Origin of the sequence: Leucobacter sp. wl10 (assembly GCF_003569785.1) — a bacterium.
In the GTDB taxonomy this organism is placed as follows: Bacteria; Actinomycetota; Actinomycetes; order Actinomycetales; family Microbacteriaceae; genus Leucobacter.
This window is the reverse complement of the sequence record NZ_KZ983987.1, coordinates 70,904-84,428: the sequence shown is the minus strand read 5'-3', so window position 1 is coordinate 84,428 and position 13,525 is coordinate 70,904. Positions and strand designations below refer to the sequence as shown.

Genomic DNA, 13,525 nt, shown 5'->3' with positions numbered 1-13,525 from the left:
CTAGCGCCCCGTCGGCGCCGCGAGCCGGGCGTCGAGGCCGGAGGCGATGCGCTCGGCCACCTCCTCGACGGACCCGAGCCCGTCGACGGCCACGAGGATCCCTCGCTCCGAGAAGAGTTCGACGAGGGGTGCGGTCTGCTCCGCGTACACCTCCTGGCGGTGCCGGATCACCGCCTCCGTGTCGTCGGCGCGACCCTCGAGTTCGGCGCGCTTGAGCAGCCGCGCGACGACCTCCTCCGTGTCGGCCTCGAGCAGCACGACGGCGTCGAGCGAGGCGCCGCCGATCATGCCGTCGAGCGCGTGCACCTGATCGACCGTCCGGGGGTACCCGTCGAGCAGGAAGCCGTTCGCCGCGTCGGGTTGCGCGAGGCGGTCCTCCACGATCTCGTTCGTGAGCGAGTCGGGAACCAGTTCGCCGGCCTCGATGACGGCCTGCACGCGCCTGCCGAGCTCGGTTCCGCCCCTGATGTTGGCCCGGAAGATGTCCCCCGTCGAGATCGTCGGAACGCCGTAGCGCTCCGCGATCCGGGACGCCTGCGTTCCCTTGCCCGCTCCGGGAGGACCGATGATGAGCAGCCGCGCGGTGATCGTCTCGGTCACTTGAGAAGCCCTTCGTAGTGGCGCTGCTGCAGCTGCGCGTCGATCTGCTTCACGGTCTCGAGGCCGACGCCCACGATGATGAGGATCGAGGCGCCGCCGAACGGGAAGTTCTGGTTGGCGCCGAAGAACGACAGCGCGATGAGCGGGAGCAGCGCGATGACGCCGAGGTAGAGCGAGCCCGCGCTCGTGATGCGCGTGAGCACGTAGTTGAGGTACTCGGCGGTCGGGCGACCCGCGCGGATGCCCGGGATGAAGCCGCCGTACTGCTTCATGTTGTCGGCGACCTCTTCGGGGTTGAACGTGATCTGCACGTAGAAGAAGGTGAAGCCGATGGTGAGCAGGAAGAAGACCAGCATGTACACGGGCTGATCGCCGTACACGAGGTTGCTCTGGATCCAGACCACCCACTCCTTCGGCTCCTCGCCGATCTGGGGCTGGTTGAACTGGGTGATGAGCATCGGCAGGTACAGGATCGCCGACGCGAAGATGACCGGGATCACGCCCGCCATGTTCACCTTGATCGGGATGTAGGTGCTGCTGCCGCCGTAGGTGCGGCGCCCGACCACGCGCTTGGCGTACTGCACCGGGATGCGCCGCTGCGACTGCTCGACGAACACGACCGCGGCGACCACGAGCAGGCCGACGGCCAGCACGATGAAGAAGACCTCCCAGCCCTGCGACTCCTTGATGACCCACATGGCTCCGGGGAACGTCGCGGCGATGGAGGTGAAGATGAGCAGCGACATGCCGTTGCCGATGCCGCGCTCGGTGATGAGCTCGCCGAACCACATGATGAGGCCGGTGCCGGCCGTCATCGTGACGATCATGATGAGGATCGCCCACCACTCCTGGGACACGAGGTTCTGGCAGGCCTGATTGGCCGCGGCACCGAAGAGCTGGCCGGAGCGGGCGACGGTGATGAGGGTGGTCGACTGCAGGATCGCGAGCGCGATGGTGAGGTAGCGGGTGTACTGCGTGAGCTTGGCCTGACCGGCCTGGCCCTCCTTGTGGAGCGCCTCGAAGTGCGGGATGACGACCCTCAGCAGCTGCGTGATGATCGAGGCCGTGATGTACGGCATGATGCCCAGCGCGAAGATCGAGAGCTGCAGCAGCGCACCGCCGCTGAAGAGGTTGATCATGTCGTAGAGGCCGGAAGTGCCCTGCGCCTCATTGGCGACCAGACACGCCTGCACGTTGTCGAACTGCACGAACGGTGCCGGGATGAAGGATCCGAGCCGGAAGAGCGACACGATCGCGAGTGTGAACACGATCTTTCGCCGCAGATCGGGCGTCCGGAAGATCCGTCCGATGGCGCTGAACAAAATCTGCCTCCTGGGAACGTCGTAGGGGCCTTCGCCTTACGACGAGAACCGATTGCACCAGCCTACACGGCTGACAGGTGTGCGTGCCCGGGATCGTCCGACGACGAGGATCCCGGAGAAAACGGCGGCGGGGGCGTCGGAGCGGCGTCACACCGGCTCCGGCACCCCCGTCATGCCTGCATCACGCGGATGCTACTTGATCTCTCCGCCGGCGGCGACGATCTTCTGCTCGGCCGAGCCGGAGACCTTGTCCACCTGCACGGTGAGCTTGACCTGCAGGTCGCCGTCGCCCAGCACCTTGACGGGCTGGTTCTTGCGCACGGCGCCCTTGGCCACGAGGTCCTCGACGGTCACCTCGCCGCCCTGCGGGTACAGCTCCGCGAGCTTGGCGACGTTCACCACCTGGTACTCCGTGCGGAACGGGTTCTTGAACCCGCGCAGCTTCGGGGTGCGCATGTGCAGCGGCATCTGCCCGCCCTCGAAGCCGGCCTTGACCTGGTACCTGGCCTTGGTGCCCTTGGTACCGCGACCCGCGGTCTTGCCCTTCGACGCCTCGCCGCGACCCACGCGGGTCTTGGCCTTCTTGGCGCCGGGAGCCGGACGCAGGTGGTGCGCCTTGAGCACCTGCTCGCGCTCCTCGTTCTTCTCGCTCATGCGTCGATCTCCTCAACCTCTACCAGGTGAGCGACAGCGCGAACGTAGCCCCGGTTGGCCTTGGTGTCCTCGCGAACGACCGTCTGGCCGATCTTCCTGAGGCCGAGGCTGCGCAGGGTGTCGCGCTGGTTCTGCTTCTCACTGATGACGGACTTCGTCTGCGTAATCTTCAGGCTCTTGGCCATTACGCACCTGCCTTTGCCTTCGCGGCAGCGTCGGCCGCGGCCTTCGCCTCGGCTCGCACGATGCGGGCCGGGGCGACGCGGTCGAAGTCGAGGCCGCGACGGGCAGCGACGGAGCGGGGCTCCTCGAGCTGCTGCAGCGCCTCGACGGTCGCGTGCACGATGTTCAGGGTGTTCGACGAGCCGAGCGACTTGCTCAGCACGTCGTGGATGCCGGCGCACTCGAGCACGGCGCGCACGGGGCCGCCGGCGATCACGCCGGTACCGGCGGCGGCGGGACGCAGCAGCACGACGCCCGCCGCGGCCTCGCCCTGCACCGGGTGCGGGATCGTGCTGCCGACGCGGGGCACGCGGAAGAAGTTCTTCTTGGCCTCCTCGACACCCTTCGAGATGGCGAGGGGCACCTCCTTCGCCTTGCCGTAGCCGACGCCGACGGTGCCGTTGCCGTCGCCCACCACGACGAGCGCGGTGAAGCTGAAGCGGCGACCGCCCTTGACGACCTTCGAGACGCGGTTGATGGTCACGACGCGCTCGAGGAACTGGCTCTCGCTGCGGTCGCGGCCGCCGCGCTCGCCACGGGTGCCGCGGTCGCGGCTGCCGCGACGCTGCTCGCGGGGCTCGTTGCGGTGATCCTGAGCCGGGGCCTCCGCGGCCCGGGCCTCAGTCGCCTCTGCAGACACTTGCTGCTCCTTCGTTTCGTTGCTCACAGGGTCAGCCCCCCTTCGCGAGCGCCATCGGCGATCGCGGCGACACGACCGGCGTACTTGCTGCCGCCGCGGTCGAAGACCACGGCCTCGACGCCGGCGCCCTTGGCGCGCTCGGCGACGAGCTCGCCGACCTTGCGGGCCTTGGCCGTCTTGTCGCCGTCGAAGGCGCGCAGATCGGCTTCCATGGTCGAGGCGGAAGCGACGGTGTGACCCTTCGAGTCGTCGACGACCTGGACGAACACGTGACGCGAGGAGCGGGTCACCACGAGGCGGGGACGGGCCTCCGTGCCGACGATCTTCTTCCGCAGGCGAACGTGGCGGCGGACGCGCGCCGCCGAGCGACCCTTCGCGCGGGAAACATTAGCGGCCATGCTTACTTACCAGCCTTTCCTGCCTTGCGACGGACGTTCTCGCCCGCGTAGCGAATGCCCTTGCCCTTGTAGGGCTCCGGCTTCTTCAGCTTGCGGATGTTCGCCGCGGCCTCGCCGACCGCCTGCTTCGAGATCCCGCTCACGGTGATCTTGGTGTTGCCCTCGACCGAGAGGGTGATGCCCTCGGGGGCGTTCACGTTGACCGGGTGCGAGAAGCCGAGCGCGAGCTCCAGGCCCGCGCCCTTCTGCTGCACGCGGTAGCCCGTGCCGACGACCTCGAGCTGCTTCGAGTACCCCTCGGTGACGCCGATGATGTCGTTGTTGATGAGCGTGCGGGTGAGGCCGTGCAGCGCCCGGGAATCGCGCTCGTCGTCGGGACGGGTGACCAGCACCTGGCCGTCCTCGAGAGCGACGCGGATGGGCTCGGCGACGACGAGCGAAAGCTCGCCCTTCGAACCCTTGATCGTGACCTTCTGGCCCTCGATCTTGACGTCTACACCACCGGGAACGGTGATGGGAAGCTTACCGATACGTGACATGACGGCTTACCACACGTAGGCGAGGACTTCCCCGCCGACGCCCTTCTGCTCGGCCTCGCGGTCGGTGAGGAGCCCCGAGGAGGTGGACAGGATCGCGATGCCGAGGCCGCCGAGCACGCTCGGGATCTCGGTGGAGCGCGCGTAGACCCGGAGGCCGGGCTTGGACACGCGCTTGATGCCCTCGATGGAGCGCTCGCGGCCCGAGCCGTACTTCAGCGACATGGTGAGGGTCGTGCCGACGCGCGCCTGCTCGACCTTCCAGTCCTTGATGTAGCCCTCGCGCTTGAGGATCTCAGCGATCCGCTCCTTCAGCTTCGAGCCGGGAAGCGAAACGTCGTCATGATGCGCAGCGTTGGCGTTGCGCAGCCGGGTCAGCATATCTGCGACCGGATCAGTCATCGTCATGAGTGACTCTTCTTTCTCGCCTGGTATCACACACCGTTACACGGTGAGCGACCTGGGTGACACACGGATCGGGTGCCCGGGAAACTCCCGGGCACCCTCGCCGCTTGGACTATTCAGTTATTCGGACTTGAACGGGAAGCCGAGCGCGCGAAGCAGCGCGCGGCCCTCGTCGTCGGTCTTCGCGGTGGTCACGACGGTGATGTCGAAACCACGCACCCGATCAATCTTATCCTGATCGATCTCGTGGAACACACTCTGCTCGGTCAGGCCGAAGGTGTAGTTGCCGTTTCCGTCGAACTGCTTGGCCGAGAGGCCGCGGAAATCGCGGATACGGGGCAGCGCCAGGCTGATCAGGCGATCGAGGAACTCCCAGGCGCGGTCGCCGCGGAGGGTGACGTGCGCGCCGATGGCCTGGCCCTCGCGCAGCTTGAACTGCGCGATGGACTTGCGGGCCTTGGTCACCATGGGCTTCTGACCGGTGATCTTGACGAGGTCTGCGATGGCGCCCTCGATCACCTTGCTGTCGCGGGCGGCATCTCCGACACCGGTGTTCACGACCACCTTGACGATGCCCGGAACCTGCATGATGTTGGCGTAGCCGAACTCCTCGCGAAGCTGCGGAACGATGTCGCTCCGGTACTTCTGCTTGAGACGGGGCTGAACCTTGGTCTCAGTCATTTAGAGGTCCTTCCCAGACTGCTTGGCGTAGCGCACGCGGACGGTCTTCTTCTTGCCGTCCTTCTCGACCTCCTCGACGCGGAACCCGACGCGGGTCGGCTTCTTCGTCTCGGGATCGACGATGGCGACGTTGGAGACGTGGATCGGGGCCTCGACGGTCTCGATGCCGCCCTCGCGGGTGCCTCGATCCGACTGGCCGACGCGCACGTGCTTCGTGACGAAGTTCACGCCCTCGACCACGACGCGGTCGCTGTCCTTGAGCACCTCGATGACGCGCCCCTGCTTGCCCTTGTAGCCGCCGCGCTCCTGCGACGGGCCCGAGATGACCTCGACGAGGTCACCCTTCTTGATCCTTGCGCCCATGGGACTAGATCACCTCCGGTGCGAGCGAGACGATCTTCATGAACCGCTTGTCGCGCAGCTCACGGCCGACCGGCCCGAAGATACGGGTGCCGCGGGGCTCCCCGTCTGCCTTGAGAATGACGGCGGCGTTCTCGTCGAACGCGATGTACGAGCCGTCGGAGCGACGGGTCGACTTGCGCGTGCGGACGACGACGGCCTTGACCACGTCGCCCTTCTTCACGTTGCCGCCGGGGATCGCGTCCTTGACGGTCGCGACGATCGTGTCGCCGAGACCGGCGTAACGACGCTTCGAGCCCCCGAGCACACGAATGGTGAGCAACTCCTTGGCGCCGGTGTTGTCGGCGACCTTGAGTCGGGATTCCTGCTGAATCACTTGTTACTCCTTCACTCAGTAAGCGCGAGGCTTACTTCGCCTTCTCGAGGATCTCGACCAGACGCCAGCGCTTGGTGGCGCTCAGCGGACGGGTCTCGTGGATGAGCACGAGATCGCCGATGCCTGCGGTGTTCTGCTCGTCGTGAGCCTTCACCTTCGACGAGCGGCGCATCACCTTGCCGTAGAGCGGGTGCTTCACGCGATCCTCGACCTCGACGACGATGGTCTTGTCCATCTTGTCGCTGACGACGTAGCCGCGGCGGGCCTTGCGGTAGCCGCGCTGTTCCTTCTCGACCTCAGCAGTCATCGTTAGGCCTCCTTCGTCTCGGTGCTCGCCGACTCGGCGGCGTCCGCCTGCTCGGCCTTCTTGCTGCTCTTCTTCTTCGCGGGAGCAGGCGCGGCGGCCGGGGTGACCCGGATGCCGAGCTCGCGCTCGCGCAGCACCGTGTAGATGCGAGCGATGTCGCGCTTCACCTGGCGCACGCGGCCGTGGCTCTCCAGCTGACCGGTGGCCGACTGGAAACGAAGGTTGAAGAGCTCGGCCTTGGCCTTCTTGAGCTCCTCGGCCAGACGCTCGTCCTCGAAGGAATCGAGCTCGGTGATGGCCAGTTCTTTGGTACCGATCGCCATTACGCGTCGCCCTCCTCGCGCTTGATAATGCGGGCCTTCAGGGGCAGCTTGTGGATGGCGCGGGTGAGCGCCTCACGAGCGAGCTCCTCGTTGACACCGGCGACCTCGAAGAGGACGCGGCCCGGCTTGACATTGGCCACCCACCACTCGGGCGAACCCTTACCTGAACCCATGCGGGTCTCCGCAGGCTTCTTGGTGAGGGGACGGTCCGGATAGATGTTGATCCACACCTTGCCGCCGCGCTTGATGTGACGGGTCATCGCGATACGAGCGGACTCGATCTGACGGTTCGTCACGTAAGCCGGGGTGAGTGCCTGGATACCGAACTCGCCGAAGGACACCTTGGTGCCGCCCTTCGCAGCACCGCTGCGACCGGGGTGGTGCTGCTTGCGGTACTTGACTCGACGGGGAATCAGCATGCTTACTTCTCCGCTCCTGCTGCAGCGGGTGCAGCCTCGGCCTGAGCGCCACGGGGCGCACGGCGGCGATCGCCGCGGTCGCGCGACGGCTTCTGGGCCGCCTGCTCGCGAGCGAGTTCCTTGTTGGTCAGGTCGCCCTTGTAGATCCAGACCTTCACGCCGATGCGGCCGAAGGTGGTCTTCGCCTCGTAGAAGCCGTAGTCGATGTTCGCGCGGAGGGTGTGCAGCGGCACGCGGCCCTCGCGGTAGAACTCCGAACGGCTCATCTCGGCGCCGCCGAGGCGGCCGGAGACCTGGATCCGGATGCCCTTGGCACCGGCGCGCTGCGCGCCCTGCAGCCCCTTGCGCATCGCGCGGCGGAATGCCACGCGAGCGGCGAGCTGCTCGGCGATGCCCTGCGCCACGAGCTGGGCGTCGGCCTCGGGGTTCTTCACCTCGAGGATGTTGAGCTGGATCTGCTTGCCGGTCAGCTTCTCGAGGTCGGCGCGGATGCGCTCGGCCTCGGCGCCGCGGCGGCCGATGACGATGCCCGGGCGCGCCGAGTGGATGTCCACGCGTACGCGGTCGCGGGTGCGCTCGATCTCGACGCGCGAGACGCCGGCGCGGTCGAGCTGCTTCGTCAGGTGCTGGCGGATCCTGATGTCCTCGGCCAGGTAGTCGGCGTAGCGCTGACCCTTCTTGGTCGAGTCCGAGAACCAGCGCGACACGTGATCGGTGGTGACCCCCAGGCGGAAGCCGTAGGGATGAATCTTCTGGCCCATACCGTTAGGCTCCCTTCTTCGCAGCGGCGAACTCATCGGCCGTCTGCAGAACGACGGTGATGTGGCTGGTGCGCTTGTTGATGCGGAATGCGCGGCCCTGTGCGCGGGGGCGGAAACGCTTGAGCGTCGCCCCCTCGTCGACGAAGGCGCGTGCGACGACGAGTTCGTCCTCGTTGAGGCGCAGGTTCTCGTTGTCGGCCTTGACGCGCGCGTTCGCGATGCCCGCGGCGACGAGCTTGAACACCGGCTCCGAGGCCGCCTGCGGGGCGAACTTCAGGATGGCCAGGGCCTCCTGGGCGTTCTTGCCGCGGATCAGGTCAACCACGCGACGGGCCTTCTGGGGGGTGATGCGGATATGACGCACGCGTGCGATCGACTCCACCATTTCTCTCTCCTCCTTCACGTCGCCGCTCAGCGGCGACGGCCCTTCTTGTCGTCCTTCACGTGGCCACGGAAGGTGCGCGTGGGCGCGAACTCGCCCAGCTTGTGACCGACCATGGTCTCGGTGACGAACACCGGGATGTGCTTGCGACCGTCGTGCACCGCGATCGTGTGGCCGAGCATGGCCGGGATGATCATCGAGCGGCGCGACCAGGTCTTGATCACGTTCTTGGTGCCGGCTTCGTTCTGGGCAACCACCTTGTTCAGCAGGTGGTTGTCGACGAAGGGGCCCTTCTTGAGACTACGAGGCATCTTCTACTCTCTCCTACCTGCCGATTAACGCTTCTTGCCGGTCGGGCGGCGACGCACGATGAGCTTGTCGCTTTCCTTGTTCGGATGCCGCGTGCGGCCTTCCTTCTGACCCCAGGGGCTGACCGGGTGGCGACCGCCCGAGGTGCGGCCCTCGCCACCGCCGTGCGGGTGATCCACCGGGTTCATGACGACGCCGCGCACGGTCGGGCGAACGCCCTTCCAGCGCATGCGGCCGGCCTTGCCCCAGTTGATGTTGGACTGCTCGGCGTTGCCCACCTCGCCGACGGTCGCGCGGCAGCGCGCGTCGACGTTGCGGATCTCGCCAGAGGGAAGGCGAAGCTGGGCGTAGGGGCCGTCCTTCGCCACGAGGCGCACCGACGCGCCGGCGGAACGGGCGAGCTTCGCCCCCCCGCCCGGCTTCAGCTCGATCGCGTGGATAACGGTACCGGTCGGGATGTTGCGCAGCGGCAGGTTGTTGCCGGGCTTGATGTCGGCGCCGGCACCCGACTCGACGATGTCGCCCTGCTTCAGCTTGTTCGGCGCGATGATGTAGCGCTTCGTGCCGTCCTCGAAGTGCAGCAGCGCGATGCGCGCGGTGCGGTTCGGGTCGTACTCGATGTGCGCGACGCGGGCGTTCACGCCGTCCTTGTCATTGCGACGGAAGTCGATGACCCGGTACTGGCGCTTGTGTCCACCGCCGATGTGGCGCGTGGTGATGCGGCCCTGGTTGTTGCGGCCGCCCGTCTTGGGGAGCGGGCGCAGCAGCGACTTCTCGGGCGTCGAGCGCGTGATCTCAGCGAAATCGGCGACGCTCGAGCCGCGACGACCCGGGGTCGTCGGCTTGTACTTGCGAATAGCCATGTTGTGTTCCTCTTCGCCCCTTCTACAGCGCAGCCGTGAAGATGTCGATGGAGCCCGACTTCAGGGTGACGATGGCGCGCTTGGTGTCCTTGCGCTTGCCCACCCCGAACTTCGTGCGGCGAGTCTTGCCCTTGCGGTTCAGCGTGCGGACCTTCTCGACCCTCACGTTGAAGACCTGCTCGATGGCGAGCTTGATCTCGGTCTTGTTCGCGGTCGGCCGCACCTCGAAGGTGTACTGGCCGTTCGCGTCGATGAGACCGTAGCTCTTCTCCGAGACGATGGGGCGGATGATGACGTCGTGTGCAGACTTGGGCAGGCTCACTTCGCGCCCTCCTTCACGGTGTTGGTGGCCACCTCGCGGCCGGCGACGAACGCGTCGAAGGCCGCCTTGGTGAAGACGAGATCGTCGCTGACGACCACGTCGTAGGCGTTGAGCTGATCCTGGAACAGCACGTGGACGTGCTGCAGGTTGCGCACGCTGAGCGCGGTGACCTCGTCCTCGCGGTCGACGACCACGAGGACGCGCCTGCCCGGAGCGACCGAGGCGAGGAACTCGCGAGCGGTCTTCGTGCTGGGCTTGTCGCCGACGCCGAACGACTCGACGACGTGCAGGCGGTTCGCGCGGGCGCGATCCGAGAGCAGGCCGAGGAGAGCCGCGGCGATCATCTTCTTGGGGGTGCGCTGCGAGTAGTCGCGCGGCACGGGACCGTGCACGACGCCGCCGCCGCGATGCTGCGGCATGCGCACCGAGCCCTGACGGGCGCGGCCGGTGCCCTTCTGCTTGAAGGGCTTGGCGCCGGAACCGGAGACCTCGCCGCGGTTCTTGGTCTTGTGCGTGCCCTGACGCGCAGCGGCGAGCTGAGCGGTGACCACCTGGTGGATCAGCGGGACGTTGGTCTCGACGGCGAAGATGGCCTCGGGCAGCTCGACCGAGCCGGCCTTCTTCCCCTTGGCGTCGAGCACCTCGAGCTTGGTAGCGGTAGCCATGAACTACGCTCCCTTCACTGCGTTGCGAACGAAAACGAGACGACCGCGAGCGCCGGGAACCGCACCCTTGACCAGGATGAGACCCTTCTCGGCGTCGATCGCCTGCACGGTGAGGTTCTGCACGGTGACGCGCTCGCCGCCCATGCGTCCGGCCATGCGCTGCCCCTTGAACACGCGGCCGGGGGTCGAGGCTCCGCCGATCGAACCCGGCTTGCGGTGGTTGCGGTGTGCGCCGTGCGAGGCCGAGACGCCCTTGAAGTTGTGACGCTTCATGGTGCCCGCGAAGCCCTTGCCCTTCGAGGTGCCGACGACGTCGATCTTCTGACCGGCCTCGAAGGTGCCGTCGACGGTCAGCTCCTGGCCGAGCGCGTACTCAGCGGCATCGGCGGTGCGCACCTCGGTGAGGTGGCGGCGCGGGGTCACGCCGGCCTTCTCGAAGTGGCCGGCGGTCGGCTTGTTCACCTTGCGGGGATCGATCTGGCCCGCGGCGATCTGCACGGCGCTGTAGCCGTCGACCTCGGGGGTGCGGATCTGGGTGACCACGTTGGGGGCCACCTCGATGACGGTCACGGGAACGACCTTGCCGTTCTCGTCCCACACCTGCGTCATACCGAGCTTGGTGCCCAGAAGACCCTTCACGTTGCGTGTGACTGACATGTTCCGGATCCCCCCTTAGAGCTTGATCTCGATGTTGACGTCGGCCGGCAGATCGAGGCGCATGAGCGAATCGACGGCCTTCGGGGTGGGATCGACGATGTCGATCAGGCGCTTGTGCGTGCGCTTCTCGAAGTGCTCGCGGCTGTCCTTGTACTTGTGGGGCGAACGGATCACGGCGACCACGTTCTTCTCCGTGGGGAGCGGCACGGGGCCGATCACGGTCGCACCCGCGCGGGTCACCGTGTCGACGATCTTGCGCGCGGAGCTGTCGATGACCTCGTGGTCGTACGACTTCAGTCGGATGCGGATCTTCTGTCCCGCCATGTGACTCTCTACTTTCTACTTGCGTCGTACCGCGATCCCATGGATCGCGGCATTGGACGTCTTGCGTACCAGCGCCCTGGCATCTGGAGTGCTGTGCAACACCATGTGCTGGGTCTCTGTTCACCTGTCAAAACGCGCTCTCGCGCGATCCGCACACAAGAAGACGGCCGGACTCGCGTCTGGCCGCCGTATGGCGTGCGGGCGTTGTTCGCTACCCGCGGCCTAGCCCGAACCCCGGCGAACCGGAGCGGCTATGCACAGCCTGGCAGTGATCCGCACAGAGGCGCGGAGTACTGAACCTGTCTATTCTCGCACGGCAACCGGGGTCGATGCAACCCGGGCGTGTCGCGCCCGTCTCGCGCCCGCTTCGCCCCCGTCTCGCGCCCGTCTCGCGCCCCCTTCACCCCCGCCGCCGGCGGACGGAATCGGTGTGCGCCTTTCGGGCGCTCTCGAGTCGCGTGGGCGCCCGAAAGGCGCACACCGATCCCGAAGCGGAACGCGATGCGGCAGCGGATTCGGTCCTCCAGGTCCGCCGGAGGGGATGAAAGTATCTTGACATCGAGATATATCTGGTGTGTAATTCAGAGAGGACTCAGTTTCATCCGATGATTGGAGAGACGTGACCGAATCTCAGAATCTCGCTCGTTTCGTCTCGGAAGCGAGCTGGGCGCGCCTCAGCCCGGAGGCGGTGGAGCAGCTGAAGATCCGCGTGCTCGACACGCTCGGCGTCGCCATCGGCGCCCTCGACGCCGAGCCGATCGTGGCGATCAGGGGACTGCTCGACGACCTCGGCGGAACCCCGATCTCGACGCTGATCGGGGGCGGCAGGACGAGCCCCGAACGGGCCGCCTTCTTCAACAGCGCGCTGAGCCGCTACCTCGACTTCATGGACTCCTACCTCGCCAAGGGCGAGACGAACCACCCCTCCGACAACCTCGGCGCAGTGCTCGCCTCCGCCGAGAGCGTCGGCGCGTCCGGCGCCGAGCTGCTCACCGCACTGGCCGTGGCCTACCAGGTGCACACCCGGCTGGCCGATGTCGCCCCGGTGCGGGACCGGGGGTTCGACCACACGACCCAGGGCGCCTTCGCAGCAGCGGCAGCCGCGGCGAAGGCGATGCGCCTCCCCGTCGAGCAGATCGCCAACGCCGTCGCCATCGCGGGCACCGCCAACGCTGCGCTGCGCGTCACCCGCACCGGCAACCTGAGCCACTGGAAGGGGCTCGCCGCCCCCCACGTCTCCAAGGAGGGCGCCTTCGCGGCCCTGCTCGCCAGCCGCGGCATCACGGGCCCCGAGCAGGTCTTCGAGGGCAACAAGGGCTTCAAGGACTCGATCGCGGGCCCCTTCGAGATCGATTGGTCGCGCGAGGATCTCGAGCGCGTCACGCGCACGATCGTCAAGAAGCACAACGCCGAGATCCACTCCCAGTCCGCGCTCGACGCGGCGCAGGACGTGCGCTCGCAGGACGGCTTCAACGCGAGGGCCATCGAGGAGGTGCGCCTCTCGACGTTCGACGTGGCCCACTCGATCATCGGCGGCGGCGAGGAGGGCGACAAGCGCCTCGTCCGCACGAAGGAGGAGGCCGACCACTCGCTGCCGTGGATGCTCGCGGTGGTGCTGCTCGACGGCCGTCTGACGCCGGATCAGTACGCGCCCGAGCGCATCGTCGCCGCCGACGTGCAGGGCCTGATGACCCGGATCCGGATCACGCCGAAGACCGAGTTCTCAGCGCGCTTTCCCGATCAGATGCCGGCCGACCTCGAGGTGGTGCTCGCCGACGGCACGACGTTCCGCTCATCGCAGGACAGCTACCACGGCTTCCACGACAACCCGCTCGACTGGGAGGCGGCCCGCCTCAAGTTCGACGCGCTGGCCGCTCCCTTCGCCGAGGTCGCCCTGCGCGACGAGATCGCCGACACGGTCCGCGACCTCGAGCATCGAACCGTCGCCGACCTCACCGCCGCGCTGGCGAACGTCCCCCGCACCCGCCGAGGCTGATCC

At 67.1% G+C, this 13,525-nt stretch carries 23 protein-coding genes; 1 reads left to right on the top strand and 22 read right to left on the bottom strand.

Annotated features, from left to right (window positions below; genetic code table 11):
• From D1J51_RS00430 to rpsJ, 22 genes are all read right to left on the bottom strand, one after another.
• Positions 1 to 600, bottom strand: coding sequence for an adenylate kinase (locus tag D1J51_RS00430; RefSeq protein ID WP_119073214.1), 600 nt, complete (start codon positions 598 to 600; stop codon positions 1 to 3).
• Positions 597 to 1,922 (bottom strand): preprotein translocase subunit SecY, encoded by a 1,326-nt coding sequence (secY, locus tag D1J51_RS00425; protein WP_119073213.1) that lies wholly within the window; start codon positions 1,920 to 1,922, stop codon positions 597 to 599. The genes D1J51_RS00430 and secY overlap by 4 nt, the downstream gene beginning before the upstream one ends.
• A 192-nt stretch (positions 1,923 to 2,114) precedes the next feature.
• A complete protein-coding gene (gene rplO, locus D1J51_RS00420) occupies positions 2,115 to 2,576 on the bottom strand; it encodes a 50S ribosomal protein L15 (RefSeq protein ID WP_119073212.1) in 462 nt (153 codons plus the stop codon).
• Positions 2,573 to 2,761 carry a 50S ribosomal protein L30 gene (rpmD, locus tag D1J51_RS00415; RefSeq protein ID WP_119073211.1) on the bottom strand — a complete coding sequence of 63 codons (189 nt, stop codon included), beginning with the start codon at positions 2,759 to 2,761 and terminating at the stop codon, positions 2,573 to 2,575. Before rpmD ends, rplO begins: the two co-directional genes overlap by 4 nt.
• A complete protein-coding gene (rpsE, locus tag D1J51_RS00410) occupies positions 2,761 to 3,465 on the bottom strand; it encodes a 30S ribosomal protein S5 (protein ID WP_119073210.1) in 705 nt (234 codons plus the stop codon). The genes rpmD and rpsE overlap by 1 nt, the downstream gene beginning before the upstream one ends.
• Complete coding sequence (gene rplR, locus D1J51_RS00405; protein WP_119073209.1) at positions 3,462 to 3,836, bottom strand: 50S ribosomal protein L18; 375 nt, start codon at positions 3,834 to 3,836, stop codon at positions 3,462 to 3,464. Before rplR ends, rpsE begins: the two co-directional genes overlap by 4 nt.
• A gap of 2 nt (positions 3,837 to 3,838) precedes the next feature.
• Positions 3,839 to 4,375: a 50S ribosomal protein L6 gene (gene rplF, locus D1J51_RS00400; protein WP_119073208.1), complete on the bottom strand. Its 537-nt coding sequence runs from the start codon at positions 4,373 to 4,375 to the stop codon at positions 3,839 to 3,841.
• 6 nt (positions 4,376 to 4,381) lie between these two features.
• Positions 4,382 to 4,780 carry a 30S ribosomal protein S8 gene (rpsH, locus tag D1J51_RS00395; RefSeq protein WP_119073207.1) on the bottom strand — a complete coding sequence of 133 codons (399 nt, stop codon included), beginning with the start codon at positions 4,778 to 4,780 and terminating at the stop codon, positions 4,382 to 4,384.
• Between the two features lie 117 nt (positions 4,781 to 4,897).
• Complete coding sequence (rplE, locus tag D1J51_RS00390) at positions 4,898 to 5,458, bottom strand: 50S ribosomal protein L5 (protein WP_119073206.1); 561 nt, start codon at positions 5,456 to 5,458, stop codon at positions 4,898 to 4,900.
• Complete coding sequence (rplX, locus tag D1J51_RS00385) at positions 5,459 to 5,821, bottom strand: 50S ribosomal protein L24 (protein WP_119073205.1); 363 nt, start codon at positions 5,819 to 5,821, stop codon at positions 5,459 to 5,461.
• Between the two features lie 4 nt (positions 5,822 to 5,825).
• Positions 5,826 to 6,194, bottom strand: coding sequence for a 50S ribosomal protein L14 (gene rplN, locus D1J51_RS00380; protein ID WP_119073204.1), 369 nt, complete (start codon positions 6,192 to 6,194; stop codon positions 5,826 to 5,828).
• A gap of 31 nt (positions 6,195 to 6,225) precedes the next feature.
• On the bottom strand, positions 6,226 to 6,501 hold the full coding sequence (gene rpsQ, locus D1J51_RS00375; RefSeq protein ID WP_119073203.1) for a 30S ribosomal protein S17: 276 nt from the start codon (positions 6,499 to 6,501) through the stop codon (positions 6,226 to 6,228).
• Between the two features lie 2 nt (positions 6,502 to 6,503).
• Positions 6,504 to 6,824: a 50S ribosomal protein L29 gene (gene rpmC, locus D1J51_RS00370; RefSeq protein ID WP_119073202.1), complete on the bottom strand. Its 321-nt coding sequence runs from the start codon at positions 6,822 to 6,824 to the stop codon at positions 6,504 to 6,506.
• Entirely contained in the window at positions 6,824 to 7,243 is a 420-nt protein-coding gene (rplP, locus tag D1J51_RS00365; RefSeq protein ID WP_119073201.1) for a 50S ribosomal protein L16, read from the bottom strand. Before rplP ends, rpmC begins: the two co-directional genes overlap by 1 nt.
• A gap of 2 nt (positions 7,244 to 7,245) precedes the next feature.
• Positions 7,246 to 8,004 (bottom strand): 30S ribosomal protein S3, encoded by a 759-nt coding sequence (gene rpsC, locus D1J51_RS00360; protein WP_119073200.1) that lies wholly within the window; start codon positions 8,002 to 8,004, stop codon positions 7,246 to 7,248.
• 4 nt (positions 8,005 to 8,008) lie between these two features.
• The gene (rplV, locus tag D1J51_RS00355; RefSeq protein WP_119073199.1) at positions 8,009 to 8,389 is read right to left on the bottom strand and encodes a 50S ribosomal protein L22; all 381 of its coding nucleotides are present in this window, start codon (positions 8,387 to 8,389) and stop codon (positions 8,009 to 8,011) included.
• A gap of 26 nt (positions 8,390 to 8,415) precedes the next feature.
• Positions 8,416 to 8,697, bottom strand: a complete 282-nt coding sequence (gene rpsS / locus D1J51_RS00350; RefSeq protein WP_105804995.1) for a 30S ribosomal protein S19 — start codon at positions 8,695 to 8,697, stop codon at positions 8,416 to 8,418.
• A gap of 24 nt (positions 8,698 to 8,721) precedes the next feature.
• Entirely contained in the window at positions 8,722 to 9,558 is an 837-nt protein-coding gene (gene rplB / locus D1J51_RS00345) for a 50S ribosomal protein L2 (RefSeq protein WP_119073198.1), read from the bottom strand.
• 22 nt (positions 9,559 to 9,580) lie between these two features.
• On the bottom strand, positions 9,581 to 9,880 hold the full coding sequence (gene rplW, locus D1J51_RS00340) for a 50S ribosomal protein L23 (RefSeq protein ID WP_119073197.1): 300 nt from the start codon (positions 9,878 to 9,880) through the stop codon (positions 9,581 to 9,583).
• Entirely contained in the window at positions 9,877 to 10,545 is a 669-nt protein-coding gene (rplD, locus tag D1J51_RS00335) for a 50S ribosomal protein L4 (RefSeq protein WP_119073196.1), read from the bottom strand. The genes rplW and rplD overlap by 4 nt, the downstream gene beginning before the upstream one ends.
• Positions 10,546 to 10,548: 3 nt before the next feature.
• On the bottom strand, positions 10,549 to 11,202 hold the full coding sequence (gene rplC, locus D1J51_RS00330; protein ID WP_119073195.1) for a 50S ribosomal protein L3: 654 nt from the start codon (positions 11,200 to 11,202) through the stop codon (positions 10,549 to 10,551).
• Between the two features lie 15 nt (positions 11,203 to 11,217).
• Positions 11,218 to 11,526: a 30S ribosomal protein S10 gene (rpsJ, locus tag D1J51_RS00325; protein ID WP_119073194.1), complete on the bottom strand. Its 309-nt coding sequence runs from the start codon at positions 11,524 to 11,526 to the stop codon at positions 11,218 to 11,220.
• 619 nt (positions 11,527 to 12,145) lie between these two features.
• On the opposite strand from rpsJ, the gene D1J51_RS00320 reads away from it, so the two are divergent.
• Positions 12,146 to 13,522 (top strand): MmgE/PrpD family protein, encoded by a 1,377-nt coding sequence (locus D1J51_RS00320; protein WP_119073193.1) that lies wholly within the window; start codon positions 12,146 to 12,148, stop codon positions 13,520 to 13,522.
• The last annotated feature ends 3 nt before the right edge of the window (positions 13,523 to 13,525 follow it).